Annotated in this window: 21 protein-coding genes; 8 read left to right on the forward strand and 13 right to left on the reverse strand. The window is 63.3% G+C overall.

The features are described 5' to 3' along the window. Nucleotides 1-5: 5 nt before the first annotated feature. From B0G82_RS35080 to B0G82_RS35090, 3 genes are all read right to left on the reverse strand, one after another. Entirely contained in the window at nt 6-1,028 is a 1,023-nt protein-coding gene (locus B0G82_RS35080) for an alpha/beta hydrolase (RefSeq protein WP_116144937.1), read from the reverse strand. A 135-nt stretch (nt 1,029-1,163) separates the two neighbouring features. Beyond that, a complete protein-coding gene (locus B0G82_RS35085; protein ID WP_121310577.1) occupies nt 1,164-1,460 on the reverse strand; it encodes a hypothetical protein in 297 nt (98 codons plus the stop codon). A gap of 142 nt (nt 1,461-1,602) precedes the next feature. Beyond that, the gene (locus B0G82_RS35090; RefSeq protein ID WP_199730224.1) at nt 1,603-3,756 is read right to left on the reverse strand and encodes an ATP-binding protein; all 2,154 of its coding nucleotides are present in this window, start codon (nt 3,754-3,756) and stop codon (nt 1,603-1,605) included. Between the two features lie 300 nt (nt 3,757-4,056). Here B0G82_RS35090 and B0G82_RS35095 point away from each other — a divergent pair, with 300 nt between their 5' ends. Next, entirely contained in the window at nt 4,057-5,622 is a 1,566-nt protein-coding gene (locus B0G82_RS35095; protein ID WP_121311049.1) for an FAD-dependent oxidoreductase, read from the forward strand. Between the two features lie 28 nt (nt 5,623-5,650). Further along, entirely contained in the window at nt 5,651-5,833 is a 183-nt protein-coding gene (locus B0G82_RS35100) for a hypothetical protein (protein WP_116144943.1), read from the forward strand. Nucleotides 5,834-5,988: 155 nt separating this feature from the next. Here B0G82_RS35100 and B0G82_RS35105 read toward each other — a convergent pair whose 3' ends face one another. The 3 genes from B0G82_RS35105 to glgX form a co-directional block, all read right to left on the reverse strand. Beyond that, nucleotides 5,989-8,022: an AI-2E family transporter gene (locus B0G82_RS35105; RefSeq protein ID WP_121310579.1), complete on the reverse strand. Its 2,034-nt coding sequence runs from the start codon at nt 8,020-8,022 to the stop codon at nt 5,989-5,991. Between the two features lie 147 nt (nt 8,023-8,169). Next, nucleotides 8,170-8,349, reverse strand: coding sequence for a DUF2934 domain-containing protein (locus tag B0G82_RS35110; protein WP_121310580.1), 180 nt, complete (start codon nt 8,347-8,349; stop codon nt 8,170-8,172). A 149-nt stretch (nt 8,350-8,498) separates the two neighbouring features. Then, entirely contained in the window at nt 8,499-10,715 is a 2,217-nt protein-coding gene (gene glgX / locus B0G82_RS35115) for a glycogen debranching protein GlgX (RefSeq protein WP_121310581.1), read from the reverse strand. A gap of 260 nt (nt 10,716-10,975) precedes the next feature. On the opposite strand from glgX, the gene B0G82_RS35120 reads away from it, so the two are divergent. Beyond that, nucleotides 10,976-11,380: a PRC-barrel domain-containing protein gene (locus tag B0G82_RS35120; RefSeq protein WP_181196487.1), complete on the forward strand. Its 405-nt coding sequence runs from the start codon at nt 10,976-10,978 to the stop codon at nt 11,378-11,380. Nucleotides 11,381-11,452: 72 nt separating this feature from the next. On the opposite strand, the gene B0G82_RS35125 is transcribed toward B0G82_RS35120, so the two are convergent. The 3 genes from B0G82_RS35125 to B0G82_RS35135 all read right to left on the reverse strand — a co-directional run bounded on the left by B0G82_RS35125 (nt 11,453) and on the right by B0G82_RS35135 (nt 14,962). Continuing rightward, nucleotides 11,453-11,914: a response regulator gene (locus tag B0G82_RS35125; RefSeq protein ID WP_121310582.1), complete on the reverse strand. Its 462-nt coding sequence runs from the start codon at nt 11,912-11,914 to the stop codon at nt 11,453-11,455. A gap of 220 nt (nt 11,915-12,134) precedes the next feature. Continuing rightward, the gene (locus tag B0G82_RS35130; RefSeq protein ID WP_121310583.1) at nt 12,135-13,811 is read right to left on the reverse strand and encodes an ATP-dependent DNA ligase; all 1,677 of its coding nucleotides are present in this window, start codon (nt 13,809-13,811) and stop codon (nt 12,135-12,137) included. Beyond that, entirely contained in the window at nt 13,808-14,962 is a 1,155-nt protein-coding gene (locus B0G82_RS35135) for a ligase-associated DNA damage response exonuclease (RefSeq protein ID WP_121310584.1), read from the reverse strand. The genes B0G82_RS35130 and B0G82_RS35135 overlap by 4 nt, the downstream gene beginning before the upstream one ends. Nucleotides 14,963-15,187: 225 nt before the next feature. On the opposite strand from B0G82_RS35135, the gene B0G82_RS35140 reads away from it, so the two are divergent. From B0G82_RS35140 to zapE, 4 genes are all read left to right on the forward strand, one after another. After that, entirely contained in the window at nt 15,188-16,090 is a 903-nt protein-coding gene (locus B0G82_RS35140; RefSeq protein WP_121311051.1) for a YihY/virulence factor BrkB family protein, read from the forward strand. A 136-nt stretch (nt 16,091-16,226) separates the two neighbouring features. Next, nucleotides 16,227-17,030, forward strand: coding sequence for an alpha/beta hydrolase (locus tag B0G82_RS35145; protein WP_121310585.1), 804 nt, complete (start codon nt 16,227-16,229; stop codon nt 17,028-17,030). Nucleotides 17,031-17,034: 4 nt separating this feature from the next. Then, nucleotides 17,035-19,365, forward strand: a complete 2,331-nt coding sequence (locus B0G82_RS35150) for a PAS domain S-box protein (protein WP_121310586.1) — start codon at nt 17,035-17,037, stop codon at nt 19,363-19,365. A gap of 138 nt (nt 19,366-19,503) precedes the next feature. Next, the gene (gene zapE, locus B0G82_RS35155) at nt 19,504-20,607 is read left to right on the forward strand and encodes a cell division protein ZapE (protein ID WP_121310588.1); all 1,104 of its coding nucleotides are present in this window, start codon (nt 19,504-19,506) and stop codon (nt 20,605-20,607) included. 85 nt (nt 20,608-20,692) lie between these two features. Here zapE and tkt read toward each other — a convergent pair whose 3' ends face one another. The 3 genes from tkt to B0G82_RS35170 all read right to left on the reverse strand — a co-directional run bounded on the left by tkt (nt 20,693) and on the right by B0G82_RS35170 (nt 24,057). Beyond that, nucleotides 20,693-22,777, reverse strand: coding sequence for a transketolase (tkt, locus tag B0G82_RS35160; RefSeq protein ID WP_121310590.1), 2,085 nt, complete (start codon nt 22,775-22,777; stop codon nt 20,693-20,695). Nucleotides 22,778-23,037: 260 nt separating this feature from the next. After that, entirely contained in the window at nt 23,038-23,583 is a 546-nt protein-coding gene (locus tag B0G82_RS35165) for a cupin domain-containing protein (protein WP_116148859.1), read from the reverse strand. Between the two features lie 213 nt (nt 23,584-23,796). Next, complete coding sequence (locus tag B0G82_RS35170) at nt 23,797-24,057, reverse strand: hypothetical protein (protein ID WP_116144965.1); 261 nt, start codon at nt 24,055-24,057, stop codon at nt 23,797-23,799. Between the two features lie 156 nt (nt 24,058-24,213). On the opposite strand from B0G82_RS35170, the gene B0G82_RS35175 reads away from it, so the two are divergent. Next, nucleotides 24,214-24,450, forward strand: a complete 237-nt coding sequence (locus B0G82_RS35175; protein ID WP_106278101.1) for a hypothetical protein — start codon at nt 24,214-24,216, stop codon at nt 24,448-24,450. A 64-nt stretch (nt 24,451-24,514) separates the two neighbouring features. Here the strand turns inward: B0G82_RS35175 and B0G82_RS35180 are convergent, their stop codons facing one another. Beyond that, a complete protein-coding gene (locus B0G82_RS35180) occupies nt 24,515-24,760 on the reverse strand; it encodes a DUF6723 family protein (protein ID WP_116121735.1) in 246 nt (81 codons plus the stop codon). Nucleotides 24,761-24,839 lie beyond the last annotated feature (79 nt).

Here is a 24,839-nt window from a genome sequence, read left to right on the forward strand (position 1 = left end):
CCGCTTTACAGCGGCGCTCTGCCGAATGCCTGACGCTGCGCGAGCGATACAAAGGCCTGCGCGTCGCGCGCCGCCTGCACCACCGCCGCCATGCCGAAGAACTCGTGCGTCGCGCCCCGATAATTGCGATGCTCGACCGGCACGCCCGCGCTGTGCAGTTTCTGCGCGAGCTTCTCACCGTCCGAGCGCAGCGGATCGATGCCCGCCGTCACGATCGCGGCCGGCGGCAAGCGTGACAGATCCACGCTCACTACGTCGATCAACGGACTGGTGAGATCGCTTTCGCTGTTGATCACGTTATGCATGAACCACAGCATCATCGGCTTGTTCAGGGGTTTGGCGTTGCGGTTCTCTTCATAAGAGATCGACACGATATTGTTGCTCGCCACCGGATAGATGAGCGCCTGGTGCATCGGCATGCGGACACCGCTGTTGCGCGCGCGGATCGACACGTTGATGGCCAGATTGGCGCCGGCGCTCTCGCCCATGATCGCGATCTTGCCGGGGTCGCCACCGAGGTTCGCCGCGTTCCCGATCAGCCAGTGCCACGCGGCAAACGCGTCGTCATGCGCGGCGGGCAAACGGTGTTCGGGCGCCTGCCGGTAATGCGCGGACACCACGATGGCCCGGCTGAGCGCCGCCATCGAACGCGGCGTGACGTCGTAGGTATCGAGGTCGGCGATCACCCAGCCGCCGCCGTGAAAATACAGAATGAGCGGGAACGGCCCTTCGCCTTGCGGCGTGTAGACCCGCGCCGGATTGCTGCCGGCCGCGCCGGGAATCATGATGTCCTGGGTGCGCACCGCCTCCAGTTCGAGCGCCGGCCGCGCGCTGAACGCGGGGTCCTGCAGCAGCTTTTTAACGGCGTCGGCGGGCGTTGGCTGGCGCCTTGCCTCCTCCACCGTGCATTCTTCGATGGGCTTCGGGTTCAGACTCGCCAACGCGTCGAGCACCGCCTTCATGTCGGGGTCGGCATGCCCCGTTGGATCCATGCCGACCATGCCTTTGATCGTATCGCCGAGTGTCATGTCCATGCTCCTGCAAAAATGAAGGGGCACGGACTCATCGGAGGCTTTCAGGACCGGCGCTCGACAACCGTGCATGCGGTCGATTTCAGCAAGCGCTATACCTATGGACGAAGTGCAATTCGGGCTGTGGCTGCGCTACTGCCCCTTTGTATCGCTGCTCGCGTCTGCGCCCGGCATATTGGTCGAATCGGTTGCCGGCTTCGTCTTCGACGACTTCATGTGATGCTTTTTAGTCGACTTCGAATGCGCCATCGCGCCCGATGCCTGCATGTCGCCGCCTTCACGCGTCGCGCCTGCGTTGGTGCCCGCGCTCGGGTCGTTGCCTGCCGGACCGCCTCCGCCGCCTCCGCTGCCCTGGGCCATCGCGATCGAGGAAGCGGCGAGCAAGGCCGAGACAAGGATTGCGCTGCGAGTCTTGTTGACGAGGTTCATGACTTTCTCCTGTGCGAAAAGAAGCGGGTTGCGCTAGCCGGTTCGACCAGATGCGCATACCTCGTCTTTCACTCAGCAAGGGGTGTGCCGCGAGTCATGGAGCACTTCGAACATCCCATTCCGGGTGCCGCCGATAGCGGGCCTATGGTTCACACGCCACCAGCGCGTGCAATTCGTCGATGTTGAACGGCTTGGCGAGTATTGCGACGCCGAGCCGCCGTGCACGTTCTAGTTCGTCGGCGTAGCCGGTCATCAGCGCGATCTTCTGCGACGGCCACGCGCTGCGCACCTTCTCGGCGAGGTCGATGCCGTTGAGCTTGCCCGGCATCTGGATGTCGGACAGCACGAGTTCGAAGCGTGCGCCGCCTGTGAGGACATCGAGCGCCTGGTCGGCGGTAGGTTCATGGCGCACTTCGCAACCGAAGGTCTCCAAGACCGCCGCCACGCCTGCCGCGACATCTTCGTTGTCTTCGACCAGCAGCACGACGCCGCTCGGCGCCGGCACCGGCGCCGGGACGGTCCCGGTTTGCGTTGTTGCCGCCTTCTGGCGTTCGCGATAGCGCGGCAAATACAGCCGCACCGTCGTGCCGCTGCCCGGCACACTGTCGATCTTCGCCGTACCGCCCGCCTGTTCGCACATGGAAAGCACCTGTGCGAGGCCGAGGCCCGTGCCCGAACCGTGCAGCCTGGTGGTGAAAAGCGGCTCGAAGGCGCGCCGCGCGACGGCTTCGGGCATGCCCTCGCCGTCGTCGGAACAGGCAATCAGCACGTATTCGCCGTCGGGCAGCAAGGTATCGCTGCCGACCAGCCGGTTGTTCTGGCAACGAATCACGAAGCGTCCGCCGCGCGGCATCGCATCGCGCGCGTTGACGGCCAGATTCATGATCGCGAATTCGAGATCGGTCGGATCGGCCAGCACCTGCCAGACGTGATCGACCATGTTCAAGGCCAGTTCCACCTTATCGCCGAGCGCGGCGTCGATCAGTGGCACGGCGGCGGGCAGCCACGTGGCGAGGTCGAGCGGCCGCTGTTTGAGCGGCTGCTTGCGCGCCACGCTCAAAAGGCGCCGAGTGAGCGATTCGGCGGTGGCGGTGGCGCGCTCCACCGCAAGCACTTCTTTCTCGACGTTGTTGAAGCGCTTGAGCCGCGCGAGTTCCGTGTTGGCGGAAACCACCATCAGCAGATTGTTGAAATCGTGCGCGACGTTGGCGACGAGGTTGCCGAGCGCGCCCATGCGCTGAAGTTGCCGGCTTGCGGCTTCGGCGGACAGACGCATCGCCACTTCGCCCTGCCAGCGTTCCCACGCGCGGCGCTCGCCTTCAAGCTGACGCAGCGAGTAGATCACCAGCAGCCAGATGGCGAGGCAAGGCAGTGCAGTCAATGCCGCGATCATGATGAAGTGCCGCCGCCATGCTTCGCCGATCGACGAAGTGGCATAGGCGCTCATCACATAGAGCGGATAGTCGCCGACACGGCGAAACGCCAGCAGACGCTCCACGCCATCCACGCTGGAATGCAGACGAACACGACCGGACAGTTGTTTGTCTCGCAACGCCTGCGTGAATTTGCTCTGCGGACTAGGTTTCGCGCCCGCCGGCCACGGCGGATAGCGCACCAGCAGGTTGCCGTCCTGGCGATACAGGCCGAGCGCCAGCGACGCATCGCCATTGGTCAGTTCACGATAGAAGCGCGAGAAGTATTCGTTGCGCAACGCCACCGAGACCACGCCGAGAAACCGGCCGTTGGCGTCGGAGCGGCCGGTCGCGGTGGTGAACACATTGGTCTGCGAGAGCGGGCCGAACATCGGCAGCGAAAAATACGGCTGCGGGCGCATCGCTTTCGCGCTGGTGAAGTCTTCGCGCTGGGCAATCGACAGGGCGGGCGCGGGAAACGTGCGGCTCGACACCAGCAGGTCGCCCTTCGCGCCGAGCAGATAGATAGACGAGACCTGCGGAAAATCGCCGCCGATTCCACGCAGACGGTCGTGCAGCGTCGCTTCGCGCGCGCGGATTTGCGCGTCGTCGTCGTTGCCGAGCAGTTCGACGATGCGCGAGGACATCTGCTGGTTCAGGTCCAGCACTTTGGCGGCCTGTTCCTCCGCGACGCGCGCGAGGCGGTCGATCATGTCGTTCGAATCGGCGATCCGGCGCTGGTAATCGAAGTAGCCGTAGCCCGCAAGGCAGATCAGCGGAAACACAATCGAAACGGCGAGGACGATCAGCAGCATGCGCCGCGTTGCCGCGAAATTGCGCGACGGCATGGGGAAATCGACTGCTGCACGTTCCGCACGTTGCACGGTCACGATCTCCATAAGGTTCAACACAGGTCAGGGACGCCATGGCACGGCACGCTCGCCGCATGTTCGTGCGCTATTTCCTTTTCCCCGAATTTACCGCACTTCGGCGGTTCTCCATAGTGCGGCGGCCGAGCAAGGGCGCGCTTGAACCGGCGCGTCCGGCCAGGCATATGGATTGCTCCTGCGTAAGAGTTCGGCGAACTGCAAGGCGTGCCGCATCGCGGCGTGATCCTGCGCGTTGCACGGCTTGCACTGTTCTACGCTGTGTTTTCTTATTCCATCGTCCGCGAGGAATCGGCCATGCCTACGACACCTCTATGCGTCGCTCAGCTCTCGCAATTGCGAACCGACCGCGCTGAACGTGTCGTGGTGAACGACGAAAAGATTCTGCTGGTGCGCGACGGCGATACCGTGCACGCCTATTCCGCCGATTGCCCGCACGCCGGCGGCCCACTCGAAGAAGGCGCGCTCTGCGACGGCCGGATCATCTGTCCGTGGCACAAGGGGACGTTCGACGTCGCCACCGGCAATGTGCTCGAACCGCCCGCGCTGGTCGCGCTCGATCGCTATCCCGTGGTGGTCGCGGGCGACGACGTGATGGTCACGCCGGAAAGAATCCCGCAGCCGGTGCGCAATGCCAGCGACAAGCAACCGCATTACGTGGTGATCGGCGCGGGCGCGGCAGGCGCCGCCGCTTGCGCGGCTCTGCGCGAGTGTGGCTTTGGTGGCCGCATCACGCTCGTAGGCTATGAAGCGCATGCGCCCTACGACCGCACTTCGTTAAGCAAATTCGTGCCGTCCGGTGCAATGGCGCCCACGGATGTACCGCCGCTTCTGGCGCCGGACTGGCTCGAGCGGCACGACGTCGAACGGATCGTCCAGAAGGTTGCGCGGCTCGATGTGCCCGCCCGCACGATACATTTCGAAAGCGGCGCCCCCCTGACTTACGACACGGCCTTGCTTGCGACCGGCAGCGTGCCGAAGCTTCCCCACATTCCCGGTGTGGAGCTCGGCGGCGTACACGTGCTGCGCAGTCTCGACGATGCCGCCGCGCTCGTCGACGCCGTCGGCGACGATGCCGCCCAGACCCAGGTCGTCATTCTGGGCAGCAGCTTCATCGGACTCGAAACGGCTTCCGCGCTGCGCAAACGCGGCACGCCGGTGACCGTCATATCGCCCGAGAAAGTACCGTTCGCCAGGCAGTTTGGCGAGCGCGCGGGCGCGATGTTCCGCGCGCTTCACGAGCGCAACGGCGTGGTGTTTCATCTCGAAGCAAAGGTCGCTTCGCTCGAAGGCGAAGAAGGCAACGTGCATCAGGTGATGCTCGAAAACGGCGAGCATGTCGCCGCCGACATCGTGCTGTTGGGCACGGGCGTTACGCCGGCCACAGGTCTTGTCGAAGGCTTGCCCCTGCAGAAAGACGGCGGCGTGCTCGTCAACGCGGGCATGCAGGCCGCGTGCGGTCTCTACGCGGCAGGCGATATCGCCGTGTTTCCTTTGCATGAAGATCAGGAACCGGTGCGTATCGAACATTGGCGCGTCGCGCAGCAGCACGCGCGCATCGCCGCGCAAAACATGTGCGGCGCGCGTCATCGCTATGTCGGCGTGCCGTATTTCTGGACCTATCACTTCGGCAAGAACTTCGAGTATCTCGGCCATGCGAGCGAGTGGGACGAGATCGTGACCGATGGCGACCTCGATCGTCAGCAATTCGTCTCGCTGTATGTGAAGAACGACAAGGTGGTCGCCGTGCTCGCCTGCGAACGCGAAGCGCAGACCGCGCGGCTGATCGATGCGATGAGAGGCGGCGTGTCGCGCGCGGAAGCGTTGGCGATTGTCGGCGGCGCTTCATGTGTCACGAAATGAATAACCGGTAACCTGAAGGAGAAACGCGATGACAGAACACAAGGAAAAGCACCCGCACTCGAACAAGAGCGAGAAGCAGATTGACAAGCAGGTCGAAGACAGCTTCCCCGCGAGCGATCCGCCTTCCACCGGCGGCACGACGAAGATCGTTCCCGACAAGGACGCCGCTACGAAAGACAAATCGGACGCAAAGAAGCCGGCTGCACACTAGGCCGCGCCAAGCCGCGCCAAGCCGCGCCAAGCGGAGATGAACCGCCCAGCCGGAGTGCCGGCGGGCGGGTTTTCTAATGAGGTATCGCACCGTTCAGACGCCCTGCAATAGCATTGCCGCGCAAACAGAACCACCGTCAATGGCATCGTGGCAAGTCAACCATTGACCGCGACGGATAGTTCTTCCTCGATCCGGCTTCTCGCCGTCTCGACACGCCTGCAAGCCGTGAGAATTTCCTGCAGCGAGCTTGCATAACACTCCGCTCCGATTGCGCTTTGCAGGTCCGCGCTCCACTTCTCCGTATCTTCCGCCGTCCACAATCCGACCACGATCGACACGTTCGGCAAGCGTGCGCGAATGCGCCTGACCAGATAGCGCAAGTGCGACGGAATGCCGTCGATCTGCAAGTAGAGAATGCAGACGATGCCGACATCGTCCGCGTCGAGCTGATCGATCGACGCGCGCGATGCGGCCTCATGCGGCAACGCACGCGAGGTGAACCCATGCTTGCCCAGCAACTGCAGCAGGATCGTTGTCGCCAATGCGTCGAGCGGGCCGCGTCCGGGAATGCACAGCACGCGGCTGCTCGCGGCGAGCGAAGACGGGGTCGTCGCGCCTACCTCGCCCGAATTGCCTGGCGTAACGGGCCGTGGATTCGCTGCTTCAGCTTGTGCATCATTGGAGGCGCCGGAAGCTGAAGGCGCCAGCGGCCCCATCGCGTTCCAGGTTTCGCCCGCGGCGGAGGTTGCCGGCTCGTTGTCGTCATAACCGTCGAGGCCGTCCACGAGGTCATTCGTCGTCGCCTCGATGCGTGCAAGCTGCGTCGCCGTGACGCTGCCGCGCATGACATCGTTGGCCGCGAGTTGCAGGCCCTTGATCGCGACCTCGTCGTAGTACGCCGACAGGGAGCGCTCGCGCAGCAGCAGTTCCGCTTGTTCGATCGCTTCGTCCGGGTCGCCGGCCAGCGCACGCTGATAAAAGTTTTCGACCGGCGTCAACGCCGGCTGGTCGCCTAACAGCACGTCGAGAAATTCCAGGCGCCGCACATGCCGGCCGAGCACCAGCAGGCAAAGCGTCAACGGCGTCGACAGAATCAAGCCTATCGGCCCCCAGATCCAGCTCCAGAAAATCGCGGCCACCACGACCGAAAACGGCGAAAGGCCGGTGCTGCGTCCATACAGCAGCGGCTCGACGATTTGACCCACCAGCACTTCCACGCTGACGAACAGCGCCATCGACCAGATCGCCATCGTCCAGCCTGGACTCACGGCGGCGGCGAGCGCGGTGGCCAGCGTCGCCGAAATCCAGATGCCGACGTACGGCACGAGCCGCAGCAGCGCCGCGAGAATGCCCCACAGAATCGGACTCGGCACACCGATCATGAACAGCCCCGTGCCGATGATCACGCCGACGCCCGCATTCAGGCCGAGTTGCGAAACGAAGTAGCGGCTCAAACGCCGCGCGGCTTCGTCCATTACTGTGGTCGTGCGGTGCAGGTCGCGCGAGCCGAACAGACGGATTGCGCGGTCGCGCAAATCGTCGCGTTGCAGCAGGATCAGCACCATCACCACAAAAACGATAAAGGCCGTTTCGAGCGGACTGATTGCCGGCGACAACACGCGTCTCGCGAGTTCAAACGGCGTCGGCACCGGCTCACGCACTTCGACCGGCACGGCGGCGGGTTCGCCGGATGTCGAATGCGCAGTGCCGCGCGACACCGGGCCAAGCCGCGGCGCGATCTGCGGCGGCTCGACCGTCGCGCGTTGCAGCGCCTGGCCGGCGGCGCTTGCAAACCCGTTCAGTTTGCCGATGGTCAGGCTGTGCACCGTTTCCATCTTCTGCTCGATGGTCGCTTGGTAACGTGGCAGGCCGGCCGCCAGATCGGTCAGTTGCGTGGCGATCACCGCACCGAGCAGGCCGATCACCGACACCGAGATCACCACGGCGGCGAACACGGACGCCACATGTCCGAGCCGCAAACGCATCAACGCGTTGGCGAGCGGCGCGACCAGAAAGCTGAGCAGAATCGCAAGCGTGATCGGAATTAGCACGGCACTCGCGAAATACAGGCAGGCGACCACGGTGATGCCCACCGCGAGTGAGATCAGGCTGTCGAGGCCAAAGGCCGTGGCGGGCGCGCGAATGTGAATGGCCGGCCTCACGCCGCGCGGTTCAGGGATGTCCTTCATGTGCGCCAGTCTGTCCGGTTCTGCTCAGTTCGCATTCCTTCAGGCGAGACCGACGAGGCGCGTTGCGCACGTCGATGCTGCCGACGTGCCGACGCCATGTCGCGCCTCGCTTATGCGTTCAATCTTTGTCCCGTCGCGATAGCTCATTTACTTCGAAGGCTCGCCAGAGACCGGCCCACTTTCCACCGGCGGTGCTTCCTTCTCGATGTCGGCGCGTGCCTGGTCCCAATACTCGTCAGGCGTGCCTTTCGGTTCTTCAGCCTGCTCCCACAGGTAATAAGCGCGTGTGCGAATCTGTTCCTCTTGAGAGGTTTGTTCCTGTTCCATTTGATCACCTCGGTTGACCTGACGTGGGCCGATATCGGCTGCGCTGCACGCAACCCGCCGCTCAGCAGCGGCATGCGCGCAGTCCCTTGCAATCGAGCAAGCGCTATACCCGGCGGCGCGAGCTCGACAGCATTTCAGGCCTTAGTGCGTCAAGCTCCGGCGGCGGGTTCGCTTTCGTCAGTGGTGAGCTGCTCTTCGAGGCGGTCGAATACACGCTGCGTCGCGCGGTTCGGTGCGTCGAGCGCGAACAGCAGGAGTGAGCGTCCCGTCACCTGATACGCGTCGCCGGTGCTGAACAGCGGCAATTCGGAACGCACCGGCATGTTGGTATCGAGCAGGCAGGTCCACTGATCGCCGTCGGGAATGTCGGGCAGCGTAAAGTTGACGACATCGTGGTGGGCGTTCAGCACCAGCAGCAAGGTCGCGTCCGAAGCCGGACGGCGAATGCCGCTCGCCTGCGCGCGGCCGTCGATCACGAGGCCGAAGCAGCGCATCGACGGATCGTCCCATTGTTCCTGCGAGAGATCCGTGCCGTCGGGCGAGAGCCAACGCGCGTCGGTCACGTCCAGCGCCTCGTTATATTCACCGATGATAAAGCGGCCGCGCCGCAAAACCGGCAGACGGTGGCGCAACGTGGTCAGATTCTTGACAAACTCGATGAGCGCGCGGCCGTCGTCGTCGATGGCGTCCCAATTCACCCAACTGATCTCGTTGTCCTGACAATAGGCGTTGTTGTTGCCCTGCTGCGTACGGCCGAATTCATCGCCCGCGAGTATCATCGGCGTGCCTTGCGAAAGCAGCAACGTGGCCAGCAGATTGCGTTTCTGGCGCTCGCGCTGTTGACGAATGTCCGGGTCGTCGGTCGGACCTTCCACGCCCATGTTCCAGGACTTGTTGTCGGAGTGGCCGTCCTTGTTGTCCTCGCCGTTGGCTTCGTTGTGTTTGTCGTTGTACGAGACCAGATCGTTCAGCGTGAAGCCGTCGTGCGCGGCAATGAAGTTCACGCTGGCCCACGGGCGGCGGCCGCGATGATTGAACCTGTCGCCCGAACCGGTGAGACGCGTGGCGAGATCGGGCACCTTGCCTTCGTCACCCTTCCAGTATTCGCGCACCGTGTCGCGAAAACGGTCGTTCCATTCGGCCCAGCCGGGCGGAAAGCCGCCGACCTGATAGCCGCCTGGGCCGCAGTCCCACGGCTCGGCAATCAGCCGCACGCTCGAGAGCACCGGGTCCTGCCGGCAGCTGTCGAGGAAGCCGCCGCCTTCGTCGAAGCCGTGCTGTTCACGGCCAAGAATCGTGGCGAGATCGAAACGGAAACCGTCCACCTTCATTTCCGTCACCCAGTAGCGCAGGCTGTCGGTCACCATCTGCAGCACGCGCGGGTGCGACAGATTCAGCGTGTTGCCGGTCCCGGTATCGTTGATGTAATAGCGCGGCTCGTCGGGCATCAGGCGGTAGTACGATGCGTTGTCGATGCCCTTGAACGAGATCGTCGGGCCACGCTCGTTGCCTTCCGCGGTGTGGTTGTAGACCACGTCGAGAATGACTTCGAGATTGTTGTTGTGAAAGCGGTCCACCATCTCCTTGAACTCGCCCACCGAATCAATCGACGACGCGAAGAAACGTGGGTCGGCCGCGAAGAAACCTATTGTGTTGTAACCCCAGTAGTTGGTGAGGCCCTTCTCCAGTAGATAACTGTCGTTAACAAAGGTCTGCACCGGCATCAGTTCGACCGACGTCACACCGAGGTTCCTGATGTAATCGAGCACGACCTGCTGCCCGAGTCCGGCGAATGTCCCACGCAGATTTTCCGGTACTTCTGGATGCCGTTTGGTAAATCCCCGCACATGGGCTTCGTAAAAAATTACGCGCTCCCACGGCAACGCGTTCCGTTCAGGATGACTCCACGAAAAGTTGGCGTCGACCACCTTGCACTTGGGCACGAAAGGCGCGCTGTCGCGCTCGTCGAAAGACAGGTCGCCCTGTTCGGAATCCAGCGTATAGCCGAAGATTTCCGGCGCCCATTTGAGTTCGCCGATATGCGCCTTTGCATAGGGGTCGAGCAACAGCTTGTTCGGATTGAAACGATGGCCCTTCTCCGGTTCATAAGGGCCGTGCACGCGATAGCCGTAAACCGCTCCCGGTTTGAGGTTCGGCACGAACACGTGCCACACCTCGTCGGTGTATTCCGGCAGTTCGATGCGTTCGATTTCGTTTTCGCCGGTTTCATCAAACAGACATAGTTCGACCTTGGTGGCGTGCGCGGAGAACAGCGCGAAGTTGACACCGCTTCCGTTCCATGTCGCGCCAAGCGGAAAAGGCGTGCCTTCCGAGATGCGCGTCGAGTAATTGGTCTGGGATGACATAGGGGTTCCTGTGGAAGCTAGAGGCGCGGGCGCGCGTATTTAGTGCAAGCGTGATTCAGTCGATGCAGGCGTCTCCGGCGACATGAATGCGCGATCGGAGCTTCGAACAGCAGCCCGCTGATCTAGCAAATTCCAGACCTGAAAGGTTTGACGTGGCTGCGTGCGCGGCGCGGCACAACTCTTGCAGCAGCAGGGTGAAAGCTGATTCAGTGAAGCGGCGGCATGAGAAGCGCCGCATATGCCATCAGGGAGAAATCATCATGCAACGAATACAGATCAAACCGCTGGCCGCCACCGCCCTGCTTCTCGCCACGCTGGCGTCGTACGGCAACGCGTACGCTCAGGGCGCGCCTCAGGCCATCACCGAAAGACGTACGGACGTGGTGCAACTCGCCAGCGGCTACCGCGCGTCGAAGCTGAGTGGTGCTGATGTTTACAACAAGACGAAGGACACGATCGGCACGCTGGACGATCTGATCGTCTCGCCGAGCGGCGATCGCAGCACCTACGCCATTCTGTCGGTAGGCGGATTCCTGGGCATGGGCAAACATCTGGTCGCCGTGCCGTTTAACGACTTACAGATTAACAACCGCCGGGTCGTATTGCCAGAAGCCACCAAGAAATCGCTCGAGGCGCTACCTGAATTCAAGTACGCGCCGGATTGAGAGAGGGTTTTGATTTCGATGACCGGTCTGCAAGGTCTCGATCATGCAGACCGGTGTCAAACCATGGGCCCTCTACGAGGGGCCCGCCGCGTGCAGCGCCGCCGCCGATTCGAGCACCCGCAGCAGGCGCTCAGGCGTCAACGGTTTCGCGCAATGCGCATCGAAACCTGCGGCTTTGGCGCGCGCGCGGTCGTCACGTGAGGCAGAAGCGGTACAGGCCACCAGCAACATATGCGAAGTCGAAGGATTAGCGCGCAGACGCCGAGCCAGTTCGAGACCATCCAGGCCCGGCATCCTGATGTCCAGCACCACTGCAAAGGGTTGCCAGTCGCAGGCCATCTCGCAGACGGCGAACGGATCCTCGAGCGCCCGGCACTCGAAGCCGTCCGCCGCTAGCAACATCTGCAATGCATCTGCCGCTTCCCGGTAATCGTCCACCACGAGGACGCGCCGGTGCGATGCCATCGCGTACTGGATAGGCCGCCACACTACGACGTCTTCGTTATCGTCCATCCGGTCGTCGAACGTCACCATTCTCTCCTTGGCTTTTTCCCTTGTGCCACTCGCGGGCACTTCGAAACCTGCGCGCAAGATTCGCTCCTGACACGCGGACAAAACGCATCGTTCGCCACACGATGGTTTTCCGGTTGCGTCGCGTTCGCAGCGTACGCCCTTACCTCATCACCTTAGCTCAGGCAATAAAATGCCGCTGACTAAAAGCCCAGCACCGTTTTAGGGATTTGTACTCAGCGGGTTATCCCGCACGGTCGTCGATGAAGCCCTTCAGCATGGCGAGCGTATCGGCGTCGTCGATGTGCTTATCAGTACGCCAACGCAACATGCGTGGAAAGCGCACTGCCACGCCGGACTTATGACGCGGACTCGCCTGAATGCCTTCGAAGCCGATTTCAAAAACGAGCGTGGGGGTGACGCTGCGCACGGGGCCGAACTTTTCGATCGTGGTCTTGCGCACGATCGCGTCGACCTGACGCATTTCTTCGTCGGTTAGACCGGAATAAGCCTTCGCGAAGGGCACCAACGTGCGCACGCCGTTCGCTTCGTCCCATACCGCGAAAGTGAAATCCGTGTAGAGACTCGCGCGACGGCCGTGGCCGCGTTGCGCATAGAGCAGCACGGCATCGACTGCATACGGATCGATCTTCCATTTCCACCATGTACCGGAGGCTTTGGTGCGGCCCACGCCGTACATCGATTCGCGCTGCTTGACCATGAGCCCTTCCACGCCACGCGAACGGCTCTCGTCGCGCAATGCGGCAAGCGCCTGCCAGTCCGCTGCACGAACCAGCGGCGACACGCGCAGCAGATCGTGCGCGAGTGTGCCTTCGATTGAAACAGCCAACGCCTCCAGTTGCGCGCGCCGCTCGACGAGCGGCGTCATGCGCAGGTCCCGGCCGTTCGCTTCGAGCAAATCGTACGCCAGCAGCGTCGCCGGCGAATCGGCGAGGATTTTTTTTGTCAGCGTTTTGCGGGCGATGCGCGGTTGCAACCGCGCAAACGGTAATGGCGCGATGGCGCCGGGTTCCCACGCGAGAATCTCGCCGTCGACCACGAAACCGTCCGGCAAGGCATCGCCCAACGCCGCCACTTCGGGGAAGCGATCCGTGATCAGATCCTCGCCGCGTGACCATAACCAGACACGTCCACCGCGTTTGACGAGTTGCGCGCGAATGCCGTCCCACTTCCACTCGATCTGCCATTGCGAGGGATCGCCGAGCGTTGCCGGATCGGCTTGCAATGGATGCGCGAGAAAGAACGGATACGGCAGGCCGAGGTCGCTCTCCTGCTGGTGCTCGCCAGGCTGCATCTCGTCGCCAGTCGCTTCGGGCGCGATCAAACGCAGATAGCGCGCGGCATCGGGCTTCTGTTGCGAGTCGGTCCAACCGACCATGCGTTGCGCGATCCGCTTATGATCGACGCCCGCGACTTCCGCTAGCGCCCTCACCACCAGTTGCCGCGCAACGCCCACCCGAAACCCGCCGCCGATCAGTTTGGTCAGCAGAAACCGGCCGCCCCAATCGAGTTCGTCCCAGTAGCTGATCAAACGCGTGCGCAACTCTTCCGGCGCCACACCGCGCAAGGTCAGCACACGTTGCTCGATCCATTGTGTGAGGCCCAGTTCGGAACTGCGTTGCGCGGGCGGCAGGATATGGGCGATGGTTTCGGCCAGATCGCCCACTGCGTGATAGGACTCTTCGAACAACCACGCCGGCAAACCCGCGCGTTCGCGGGCGATCTCGGTAAGCAGACGCGTCGGCACCGATTGGCGCGGTTTGCCACCGGCAAGAAAATACGACGCCCACGCCGCATCTTCCGGTTCGGCCACGGCGAAGTAGCTGGTGAGCGCTTCGAGTTTGTCGTGCGTGGACGTGGTCGCGTCGAGCGCGGTGTAGAGAGCGGCGAAGCGTTTCATGCGCGGCTCGACGGGTTGGCCGTGTGGCCCTGGTCATCAGCCGGCACAGTCTGCTCTACTGCTGTCTGATCGAACTCGAGCGGCACGCTACGCGCCGCCGCGGTTTCATCCGCACCCGCGGCATCCGCTTCGACCGTATCGTCGCCATATTGCGTTTCAAACGCACCGGCCTCGAGGCCTTGCTCGCGCAACCAGCGCACCATCGGCTCGACCGAGCCATGCGTGACGATCACGCGTTCGGCGCCCGTCGTCTGAATGGCTGTTTGCAGGCTCGGCCAATCGGCATGATCCGACAGCACGAAGCCGCGGTCGACACCGCGCCTGCGGCGCGCGCCACGCAGACGCATCCAGCCGGATGCAAATGCATCGCTATAGTCGCCGAAGCGCTTGAGCCATGCGCTGCCTTGCGCGGACGGCGGCGCCACGATCAGTGCCTGACGGAACGCCGCCTTGTCCTTGACCGGTATCTCGCTGACAGGCCGCACAGGCGGCAAATGCACGCCGGCGTCCCGATACGCGCGATTGAGCGGCTCCACGGCGCCGTGACAGAAAATCGGCCCAATGCCGGCATCGACACTGGCGAGCACGCGCTGCGCCTTGCCGAACGAATAGCAGAACAGCACGGACGCGCGTCCTTCGGCAGCGTTATGACGCCACCACGAATCGACGCCGTCGAATACGGCTTGCGGCGCGTCCCACCGGTAGATCGGCAGACCGAAGGTCGACTCGGTAATGAAGGTGTCGCAGCGCACCGGTTCGAAGGCATCGCAGGTCGGGTCGGGGTCGAGTTTGTAGTCGCCTGACGCTACCCACACGCGGCCACGATGTTCGATCCGCACTTGCGCCGAGCCGAGTACATGCCCTGCGGGATGGAGCGACACCGTCGTGCCGTTAAGATCGAGGCGCTCGCCATACCCCAGGGTTTGCAGCGATATGCCGGGCAAACGCGACAGCAGCACGTTCGCCCCGGCTTTCGAAGCGAGGTAATGCCGATGCCCGAAACGCGCGTGGTCGGAATGCGCGTGCGTGATCACCGCCCGGTCGACGGGACGCCACGGGTCGATATAGAAGTCGCCAGGCGGACAATACAATCCCTCTGGCCGTGCCACCACGAGGTCCGCGAGGTCTGCTTCGTCAGAGGCTATAGTCAATGGGGTTTCCAGTGGAAAAGCGGGCACGTTGCAGCAGGTCGATGCAAGCTCGAAACATCGGCCAAGCAAACTGCATTCCCGGCGTGTGCTATTGAACCGAAGCGCCGAAGAGAAGCGGCAATGTCAGCGTGGCTGCATTCTTGCTTGAGTATGCAGGAGCAACAAGGTACGCGCATCGGCAAAGCCCGCATTCCGGCAGGTCAGCCACGCGCGTTGCGAGGTCCCATGCAAACCATCATCGATGAGCACGCGCTATATGTGGCGAAACATCCCGGCGCATTCGTGCTGCAAACGCTGAAGGCATTTCGCGCCAACCAGGGCTTGCTGCTCGCGGGCGCGGTCGCGTATTACGCGTTGTTGTCGATCGTACCGCTCATGATCCTGATCGTGATCGCCCTGTCGCGCTTCGTGCCCCAGCATGTGTTGCTCGCGGCGCTCGCGCATCTGTTGCAATGGCTGGTGCCGGGCCAGTCGAACGCCTTGGTGCGCGAGTTGGCCAATTTTCTGTCGCATCGCGCGGTGATCGGCTGGGTCTTGCTGCTGACGATGATCTTCTTCAGTTCGCTGGCCTTCACCGTGCTCGAGAACGCGATGTCGTTGATTTTCGTCCATCGTGTGGTGGTCCGGCGGCGGCACTTCCTGCTCTCGGCGATGCTGCCGTATTGCTACATTCTGTGTCTCGGCGTCGGCATCCTGATCGTCACCTTCGTGTCGAGCGGACTCGAAGCGATCGGCGCCGAAGGCATCGATCTGTTCGGCCTGCATGTCTCGTTGCAGGGACTCTCGCGCGTCGTGCTGTATCTGCTTGGCCTCGCGGGCGAGGTCTTCGTGCTGACCTCGATCTATATGGTGATGCCGGTCGGTCGCCCTTCGCTCAAGCATGCGCTGTTCGGCGGCGTGGTTGCCGCCGTGCTGTGGGAGATTACGCGGCACGTGCTGGTCTGGTACTTCGCCACCCTCTCGCAGGTGAGCGTGGTCTACGGATCGCTGACCATGGCCATCGTCATCCTGTTCAGCCTTGAATGGCTCGCGACCTTGCTGCTGCTCGGGGCGCAGGTGATTTCGCAATACGAACGCTTCGGGATCGAGCCGCTTCAGGCGCCGCAGCCCGACATCAAGACCGGGTGAGTGCTCGCCGCGAGGCGTGCTGCGGCCAGGCAACGAGGCCGTGGGGCAAGACTGCGGTAACATTCCGCTGAATACCGGCCGAGGCGCACGCCTGGCATAACCGCCTCTTCCAGCCGGCAGGCTTCAGGATCCCACCATGAGCATCACCCAGCGCAACAACATACAGATTTCCGGCAACGGCAAGCGAACCATGGTGCTGGCGCACGGTTTCGGTTGCGATCAGAGCATGTGGCGCTACCTCGCACCGTCGTTTCAGGACGAATACCGGACCGTGGTGTTCGATCATGTCGGCAGCGGCTCGTCGGATCTGAGCGCCTACGACATCGACAAGTACGACTCGCTGTACGGCTACGCCAGCGACCTGATCGAGATCATCCGTGAAGTTGCCGACGGCCCGGTGGTGTTCGTCGGCCACTCGGTCAGCGCGATGATCGGCCTGATCGCGAGCCTCAAGGCGCCGCAACTCTTCTCCGCGCTGATCATGGTGGGCCCGTCGCCCTGTTACGTGAACGACGGCGACTACGTCGGCGGCTTCTCGCGCGAAGACATCGAAGATCTGCTGCGTACGCTCGAAAGCAATTACCTCGGCTGGTCGAGCGCAATGGCGCCGGCCATCATGGGCGCGCCGGAGCAGCCGGAACTCAGTGTCGAACTGACCAACAGTTTCTGCCGCACCGATCCCGAGATCGCCCGGCAATTCGCGCGCGTCACGTTTCTCTCCGACCAGCGCGCAATACTCTCGCGCGCCACCACGCCCACGCTGATTCTGCAAAGTAGCGACGACATCATCGCGCCGTGCGTGGTCGGCGAGTACCTGCACCGCACGATTCCCGGCAGCACGCTGCATCTCATCGAGAACGTCGGCCATTGTCCGCACCTCAGCGCGCCGAGCGCGAGCGCGGCCGCGATGAATTCCTTCCTCGCGCCGATGAGCCTGTAGCACGATGCACAGCACGGACCGCCCGCTGCCCTCGGCCGACGCGTTGTTCGAGCACGCCGCCTGCGGCCTGCTTGTCACCGATGCCAATGGCCGTATTGTGCGCGTGAACGCGACCTTCTGCGGCTGGCTCGGCTATGACAGCGCGGAGCTCGCGGGGGCGAGGCAAATCCAGGATCTGCTGAGCGCCGGCGGCAAGGTGTTCTATCAGACGCATTGGGCGCCGCTTCTGCAAATGCAGGGTTCGGTGGCCGAGGTCAAACTGAACATGCTGCATCGCGACGGCCACACGGTGCCGATGCTGCTCAACGCGGTGCGCCGCCGTCATGGCGAGGTGACTTACCTCGAAGTGGCGGTGCTGATCGTCGCGGACCGTCACAAGTACGAGCAGGAGTTGCTGCTCGCGCGGCGCAATGCCGAGGCGTCCGTGGCCGCGCATCAGCTCGCGCAGCGCGAGTTGCAGGAGAGCCGCGATGTGCTGAGCCTCGCCATGCGCGGCGCGCGCATGGGCGCGTGGTCGCACGAGCCGAAGTCGGGCAAGCTCTGGTGGAGCCGCGAACTCGAAGCGCTCGCGGGCTATGCCGAAGGCCGCTTTGCCAACATGCCCGGCGGCTTTTTCGAACTGATTCATCCGGGCGATCTGATCGCGCTGAACGAGGCAGTGGACCACGCGGTGGAAACCGGTGACGACTATGTCGCCGAATTCCGTTTTCTGCACGCAAGCGGCGACTGGTGCTGGATGGAAGGCCGCGGGCGCGCCACTTACGACCGCCAGGGCGAGCCGCTGACAATCTACGGCCTCGGCATCGACATTACCGAACGCAAGGAAGCGCAGACGGTCCTGCTCCGCCAGGCGGCAATCTTCGAACACCTGAGCGACGCGATCGTGATCACCGATCTGCGCGGCAATATCACGGACTTCAACGTGGGCGGCGAACGCATGCTGGGTTATCGCATGCGCGAGATTCTCGGCAAGCCGGTCGCGCTCCTGCTGCCGCCGGCCCAGGCGCTGAGCATTCGCCGCGAAGCGCTCGCGGCACTGGCCGCCGAAGGCACATGGCGCGGCGAATTGCCGTTCGTGCGGCGCGACGGTTCGCGCGGCGTGTGCGAAACCGTCATCAAGCCGCTCGCCAACGCGCGGGGCGATATCTACGGCGCGGTCAGCATCAATCGCGACATCACCGGGCGCCGGCACGCGGAGCAGCAACTCACGCGGCTGAACCGCGAACTCTCGAATGCCGATCGCCGTAAGGACGAATTTCTCGCCACGCTCGCACACGAACTGCGTAATCCGCTCGCGCCGATGCGCAACGTGCTTGAAATTCTGCGCCTGAAAGAGTTCGCCGATCCGCAATTGAACTGGTCGCGCGACGTGTTCGACCGGCAACTCCAGCACATGACGCATCTGGTCGACGATCTGCTGGAAGTCTCGCGCATCACTCAGGGCAAGCTCGAGTTGCGCAAGCAGCGTCTCGAACTGGCACGCGCGATGCAATCGGCCATGGAAGCGGCGCGGCCGACCGTGCAAGCCTCGTCCCATCATCTGAGCGTGACGCTGCCACGCGAGCCGCTCTATCTGATCGCCGATCCCACGCGGCTGTCGCAGATGATCCTGAATCTGCTGAACAACGCCGCCAAGTACACACCGCCCGGCGGGACCATCTCGCTCACGGCGGAACGCGAAGGCGACGAAGCCGTGATCGTCGTGCGCGATTCCGGCATCGGCATTCCAGCCGAGCATCTGGACAACGTGTTCGAAATGTTCTCGCAACTCTCGCCGGCGTTGGACCGCTCGCAAGGCGGACTCGGCATCGGCCTCGCGCTGGTGCGCGGCCTCGCGGAACTGCACGGCGGCACGGTCGCGGCCTTTAGCGACGGTCCCGGCAAAGGCAGCGAATTCGTGATCCGGCTGCCAGTGACGGCAACCGCGGCGCTGCCGTCCGACAGCGCGCCGCCCGAAGCACCGCATGCGGGCGGCCTGCGCGTCGTGATCGTCGACGACAACGCGGACGCCGCCGAAAGCCTCGCGATGGTGCTCGAACTGGAAGGCCACGAAGTGCGCACGGCCGGCGACGGTATCGCGGGTCTCGAACTGATCGGCGCGTTCGCGCCGCAGGCGGTGATTCTCGACATCGGGTTACCGCAACTGAACGGCTATGAAGTGGCGCGGCGGATTCGCCAGGATCACCAGCACGCGGGCATTGTGCTGATCGCCGTCACCGGCTGGGGCCAGCAGCAGGACAAGCAGACTGCTCTCGCCGCGGGATTCGACCATCACTTCACCAAGCCGGTCGACCCCGGCGAGTTGCAGCGGGTATTGAGCCGGCAGAGTGCGTGAGTGCGTGGTTGCGTGATCAACGCGCCTTGTTAAACTGACGCGATTTCCGCCCGCCTCTCTTTATGCCCTACGACACTGTTGCCGCTTTCGCCGCTGCCTCTTGCGAAACCGTTTCGCCCCGCACTGGCACAGCCGCCCATGCTTGACGACGCTCAGGTCACACGCACCTTCGCCACGCGCGGCATTGTGCCCGACGCGAACCAGCGCGAAGCGATCGCCGCGCTCGTCACACTGCTCGGCGCGAACGGCCCGCGCGCGCGTTCCGCCGCGACAGCGCCGCATCAGGGCGTGTATTGCCATGGGTTGCCTGGGCGCGGCAAGAGTCTGGTGGTCGATACTGTGTTCGAGTTGGCGACCTGCCGCAAGCGGCGTCTGCACTTCCACGAATTTTTGCGCGAGATGAACCGGCGGCTCGTCCGCGAACCGAGTGGCGACGACCGCCTCGGCTCGGTCTCGCGCCAATGGCTCGACGGTATCGAGCTGCTGTGCTTCGACGAATTTCACGTACACGATATCGCCGATGCATTCCTGATGGGCCGCTTTCTCGATACGGCGATCGGGCTCGGCACCCGCATCGTGCTCACCTCGAACTATGCGCCGGAAGGTCTGCTGCCCGACCCGGAGTTTCACGAGCGTTTTCTGCCGACCATCGAGCAGATCAAACGCTGCTTTAGCGTGATTCATTTCGACGGCGCGCGCGACTACCGCTTCGGCGGTGAACAGGCGCAGGTGCCGCATTTCTTCGCGCCGCTCGATGCCGCCAGCCGCGAGGCATTGCTGCGGATTTTCGTGCGCTATGAAGGCAGCGAAACGCTCGATCCCGTCACGGTGAGCGCGGCGGGCCGACCGCTTGTCGCACGCGCGGCGGGCGCGGCTTTACTGTGGGCGGACTTCGAGAATCTGTGCGTGGCGAGCCGCTCGCATCTCGACTACCTGGACCTCGCCGAGCAATGGCACGGTCTGATCCTCGACAATGTGCGCAACGAGTGGTTGAGCACATCTCACACGCTGCAACGGCTGATCTGGCTGGTCGATATTCTCTACGACCGCAAGCGTGCGCTGTTTATCGCGTCCGATGAACCAATCGAGACGGCGCTCAGCGGCCTGCAAGGCGCGCACGATCTGTCGCGCACACTGAGCCGGCTCGCCGACATGCAATCGCGCGCTTATCGCAACACGCTCGATGGAACGCGCGAGGTTTCAGCGGACATGCCGGTCGATGCGTTGGACGATTCCGCGTAAGCCGGAGCACCCTGGGCGCGTTTCCATAAAAAACCGGCGGTTTTCATCAAACCGCCGGCTTTTTCACTGCGCACCTTTCGCGCCCTCACTCCTGGCTGCGCTTCGCCTTCACCCGCTCGACCTGCTGCTTCGCCGCTTCATGCACACGCTCCGGCGTGAAGCCGAACTTCTTCTTCAGATCAGCGAGCGGCGCGGATGCGCCGAACGTATGCATCACTACCTGCGCGCCGAGCCGACCCACATAGCGGTCCCAGCCGAGCGAGGCAGCCTGTTCGACGGCGACACGCGCGTCGACGTCCGAGGGCAGCACCGACTCCTGATACGCCTCGTCCTGGCGCTCGAAGATGTCCCACGACGGCATCGACACCACGCGCGCCGCGATCCCCTCGCCCTTGAGCTTCTCGTACACGTCGACGCAGATCGAGAGCTCGCTGCCCGTCGCCATCAGGATCACTTGCGGCTTTTGTCCATCGGGTGCGTCGGCGAGCACATACGCGCCCTTCTGCGTTCCGCTGGCGGCGGCATAGCGGCTGCGATCCAGCGTGGGCAATGCCTGGCGCGACACGACGATGCACGACGGCCGGCGCGGATCCGACAGTGCCACGCGCCAGGCCTCGGCGACTTCGTTGGCATCGCCCGGACGCAGCACGGTGAGACCCGGCACGCCGCGCAATGAGGCCAGTTGCTCGATCGGCTGATGGGTCGGACCGTCTTCGCCCACGCCGATCGAATCGTGCGTGAACACGAAGATCGACGGCACTTCCATGATCGCCGAGAGGCGGATCGGTGGCTTCATGTAGTCGCTGAAAATCAGGAACGTGGAGCCGAACGGCCGCAGATTCGACAGCGCGAGGCCGTTTACCGCCGCGCCCATCGCGTGTTCGCGAATGCCGAAGTGCAGATTGCAGCCGCCGTAGTTATCGTGCTCGAAGCTGCCTGCGCCCTCGAATTTCAGGTTGGTTTTGGTTGACGGCGAGAGATCCGCCGAGCCGCCGATCATCCACGGCACGCGCGCGGCAATCGCGTTGAGCACCTTGCCCGACGAATCGCGTGACGCGACGCCTTTCGGGTCGGCGTCGAACTTGGGGATGTCGCTGTCCCAGCCCGCGGGCAAGTCGTGCGCTTCCATCTGCGCGAATTCACGCGCGAGTTCCGGGTACTTCTTGCTGTATGCGTCGTACTGGACCTGCCATGCCTCGCGCGCCGCCTTGCCGCGCGCGCCGATGCCGGCCGCGAAGCGCTCGTGCACGCCATCAGGCACATAGAAGAACTTGTCCTCCGGCCAGCCATACGCCTTCTTGGTGAGCGCCACTTCTTCGACGCCGAGCGCCTCGCCGTGCGCCGAGGAACTGTCCTGCTTGTGCGGCGAACCCCAGCCGATGATGCTATGCACGACAATCAGAGTCGGCCTGTCGGTGATGCTTTTCGCCTCGACAAGAGCGGCCTCGAGCGCGGCGGCGTCGTTGGCGTCGTTCACGCGCAGCGTGTGCCAGTTGTAGCCGCGGAACCGGCTTTCGACGTCGTCGCTGTACGCGAGGTCCGTGTGGCCCTCGATCGTCACGCGGTTGCTGTCGTAGATCCAGATCAGATTGGACAGTTTCAGATGCCCGGCGAGCGATGCCGCTTCGTGCGAGATGCCTTCCATCATGTCGCCGTCGCCGCATAGCGCGTAGACGCGATGGTCGAAGAGCGGCGCATCCGGCTGGTTGAAGTGGCTCTCGCACCAGCGCCCCGCCATCGCCATGCCGACGCTGTTGCCGAGTCCCTGGCCGAGCGGGCCGGTGGTGGTTTCGACGCCGGTGGTCATGCGGTACTCGGGGTGTCCCGGCGTGTTGCTGTCGATCTGGCGGAAATGCTCGATGTCGTCCAGCGAGACGGAGGGCCTGCCGGTCGGCTTGCCCTCGTCGTCCACCGCTTTCACGTTGGCCAGATGCAGCAGCGAATACAGCAGCATCGACGCATGCCCCACCGAGAGCACGAAGCGATCGCGGTTCGGCCACAACGGCTCGTCCGGATCGTAAACAAGATGGTTTTGCCACAGATGATAGGCCACGGGTGCCAGTGCCATCGGCGTGCCGGGGTGACCGGAATTGGCCTTTTGCACAGCGTCCATCGACAGCGTGCGGATCGTGTTGATGCACAGCTGATCGAGGGCGGGATCGTTTTGCATGGGACACTCCTTGTTCGGCGGTTGAAGAGAAAGCCGGAACGCGCTGTGTAGGCGCACCCGGCGAACCGTGTTACGTGGAAGAACGCATGAGGAACCGCTGCGAGGCTCAACGATGATGCGCCGATGCGCGCAAATCTGCACGGAGCGTTACACGCGGCATCGGGCGGGCTTGCTGCGGGAAGCGGTTATTACAGCGGGCTTGCCACTGGAACCCGTTCGGAGCGGCGCTGACACGAAGAAAAAACCGCCGTGCGCCGAGATCAAGCCGCGCGCAGCCAATACTCGACCAGGGGTCCCTCCTTGCCGTCGATCGGATCCAATGGCGGAAAAGGCAACGCCTCCATGGCCGCCAGTTCGTCCGGCGTGAGCGCCTCGCGGCGGATGTCCCACTGCTGGTCCTCCGGATAGCCGGCGACGACCCGGAAGTGCCGCGCGAACGATTGCAGACAATGGCCAGTGCCGGCCGGCAGCAGGATCGCGTCGCCGGCGGATAGCGACACCACCCTGCCGCCCGGACCGCCGATGATCACCTGCGCGGAGCCGTCCGTCACACCGAGTACCTCGTGCGCCGTGGCGTGGAAATGGTGGTAGTCGAAGATCCCGTCGCGCCACTGCGGCGGCCATGCGTTGCGCTCGAAAAGGATTTCGAAGGCGGCCGCGAGGTCGCCGCTATCCGGCATGAGAGCGCGCCGGTAAATCACGACCGGCAGGTTGCGGTTATTCGGCACCCAGTCGTGCGGTTTGAGCATGAAGGCTTCGTATTCGGTTTTGGCGGCGTCGAATCCATGCTTTGAATCATTGAACATGGTTTCCTCCTTAGCGTCCTGCGGATCGCGGTGCGCCGTTGGAGCCGGCGTGGAAGACGCTGCGCTGGCCGGCTCGGGCGTTCGTTTCAGCGCCGCATAAAGCGCACCTGCCTTCGCGTCCGCTTCTTTTCGGGCGTGTTTGTACGCGCTACTGTGACGGTGGACGAATTTCGCAAACATATGAAGTATCGCTCGCCTGGTTACATTGCTGCGTCATTCCTTGCGCTGCGATTCACGTCCGCCGCCTCCGGGCGGCTCCGCATGCGTGCCGGTGCCGAGCGGCACTTCGGCGGTGTGTGCCGGGCGCTCGTTCGAGCGTGGCGGATTGGTCGCCTTGTCGACGCCGGTCTGCTCGACTGGCTCGATGCCAAGCGGACTGGGTTCGATATAGTGCGTGCCGCTTGGCTTGTTGCGCTGTTTCACCTCATCAGTAACCAATGCGTCCAGTTCGTCCTGCGATTTGGTGCCCTGCATGTCGCTCTCCTCGTGACGTGGGATATATCTTCGTTGAAGCAACATCCGGTCCCTCTCGGTCAACGCTCCCGCACTACGCCGGAGTATGGCCGGGCACGGCCGTTGCGAAAAACGAGGCGAAGGTGTGAACCGACATTTTGTAAAAAGGAGAACTTCATGACGATGACGACGATTCGCGTGTCCGATACCGAAGTGCAGGTCGAACGCACTTTGTACACATTCGCGCAGAAGAGCGACGCGGACGCATTCCAGCGCTGCCTCGCCGATTCCTCGATCGACAGTTGCTACCGCACCTATCCACCCGTCTCCGCGAAGCCCACCCTGCCCGACGAACACCCCAACGATCCGGGCCGCGGCAGCACGATTTCACCGTCGCTCGGCGGCATGCCATAAGGATTCCGTCTTTCCGGCAAGCGGCGCGCGTGCGCCGCCCTCCTCCACCTGCCTCCTTGCTCCCTCACTTTTCAGGGCTTGCGCGATCGGCGGCCACGATCTCGCGCCCATAGTCGATCGCGGCGCGGCGCGCCTCGTCGGCGGTCGCGTAGGGCCCGAGTTCAGGCGCGCCATCGAATGGAAACAGAATTTTTCTGTCCGCTTTTCTGACAACCTTCAGTCCACCTACGTAACGGCCGTCGCCTGTTCCGTGATAGCTGGCGTAAATCTCGAACTCGTCGTCAGCAACGTCGGCCTTATGTCGCGCCATTTTTTCTTTCCCTTATCCCTGCACATCTGTGCGTCATGTTCGGTGTGATATCGCGGCGCATACCGCCGCTGCTGGATAC

Source organism: Paraburkholderia sp. BL17N1 (assembly GCF_003634175.1).
In the GTDB taxonomy this organism is placed as follows: domain Bacteria; phylum Pseudomonadota; class Gammaproteobacteria; order Burkholderiales; family Burkholderiaceae; genus Paraburkholderia.

Coding starts and splice junctions, on each gene's coding strand:
- B0G82_RS35080 (WP_116144937.1), bottom strand. CDS start 1,028: ATGACACTCGGCGATACGATCAAAGGCATGGTCGGCATGGATCCAACG.
- B0G82_RS35085 (WP_121310577.1), bottom strand. CDS start 1,460: ATGAACCTCGTCAACAAGACTCGCAGCGCAATCCTTGTCTCGGCCTTG.
- B0G82_RS35095 (WP_121311049.1), top strand. CDS start 4,057: ATGCCTACGACACCTCTATGCGTCGCTCAGCTCTCGCAATTGCGAACC.
- B0G82_RS35100 (WP_116144943.1), top strand. CDS start 5,651: ATGACAGAACACAAGGAAAAGCACCCGCACTCGAACAAGAGCGAGAAG.
- B0G82_RS35105 (WP_121310579.1), bottom strand. CDS start 8,022: ATGAAGGACATCCCTGAACCGCGCGGCGTGAGGCCGGCCATTCACATT.
- B0G82_RS35110 (WP_121310580.1), bottom strand. CDS start 8,349: ATGGAACAGGAACAAACCTCTCAAGAGGAACAGATTCGCACACGCGCT.
- glgX (WP_121310581.1), bottom strand. CDS start 10,715: ATGTCATCCCAGACCAATTACTCGACGCGCATCTCGGAAGGCACGCCT.
- B0G82_RS35120 (WP_181196487.1), top strand. CDS start 10,976: ATGCAACGAATACAGATCAAACCGCTGGCCGCCACCGCCCTGCTTCTC.
- B0G82_RS35125 (WP_121310582.1), bottom strand. CDS start 11,914: ATGGTGACGTTCGACGACCGGATGGACGATAACGAAGACGTCGTAGTG.
- B0G82_RS35130 (WP_121310583.1), bottom strand. CDS start 13,811: ATGAAACGCTTCGCCGCTCTCTACACCGCGCTCGACGCGACCACGTCC.
- B0G82_RS35140 (WP_121311051.1), top strand. CDS start 15,188: ATGCAAACCATCATCGATGAGCACGCGCTATATGTGGCGAAACATCCC.
- B0G82_RS35145 (WP_121310585.1), top strand. CDS start 16,227: ATGAGCATCACCCAGCGCAACAACATACAGATTTCCGGCAACGGCAAG.
- B0G82_RS35150 (WP_121310586.1), top strand. CDS start 17,035: ATGCACAGCACGGACCGCCCGCTGCCCTCGGCCGACGCGTTGTTCGAG.
- zapE (WP_121310588.1), top strand. CDS start 19,504: ATGCTTGACGACGCTCAGGTCACACGCACCTTCGCCACGCGCGGCATT.
- tkt (WP_121310590.1), bottom strand. CDS start 22,777: ATGCAAAACGATCCCGCCCTCGATCAGCTGTGCATCAACACGATCCGC.
- B0G82_RS35165 (WP_116148859.1), bottom strand. CDS start 23,583: ATGTTCAATGATTCAAAGCATGGATTCGACGCCGCCAAAACCGAATAC.
- B0G82_RS35170 (WP_116144965.1), bottom strand. CDS start 24,057: ATGCAGGGCACCAAATCGCAGGACGAACTGGACGCATTGGTTACTGAT.
- B0G82_RS35175 (WP_106278101.1), top strand. CDS start 24,214: ATGACGATGACGACGATTCGCGTGTCCGATACCGAAGTGCAGGTCGAA.
- B0G82_RS35180 (WP_116121735.1), bottom strand. CDS start 24,760: ATGGCGCGACATAAGGCCGACGTTGCTGACGACGAGTTCGAGATTTAC.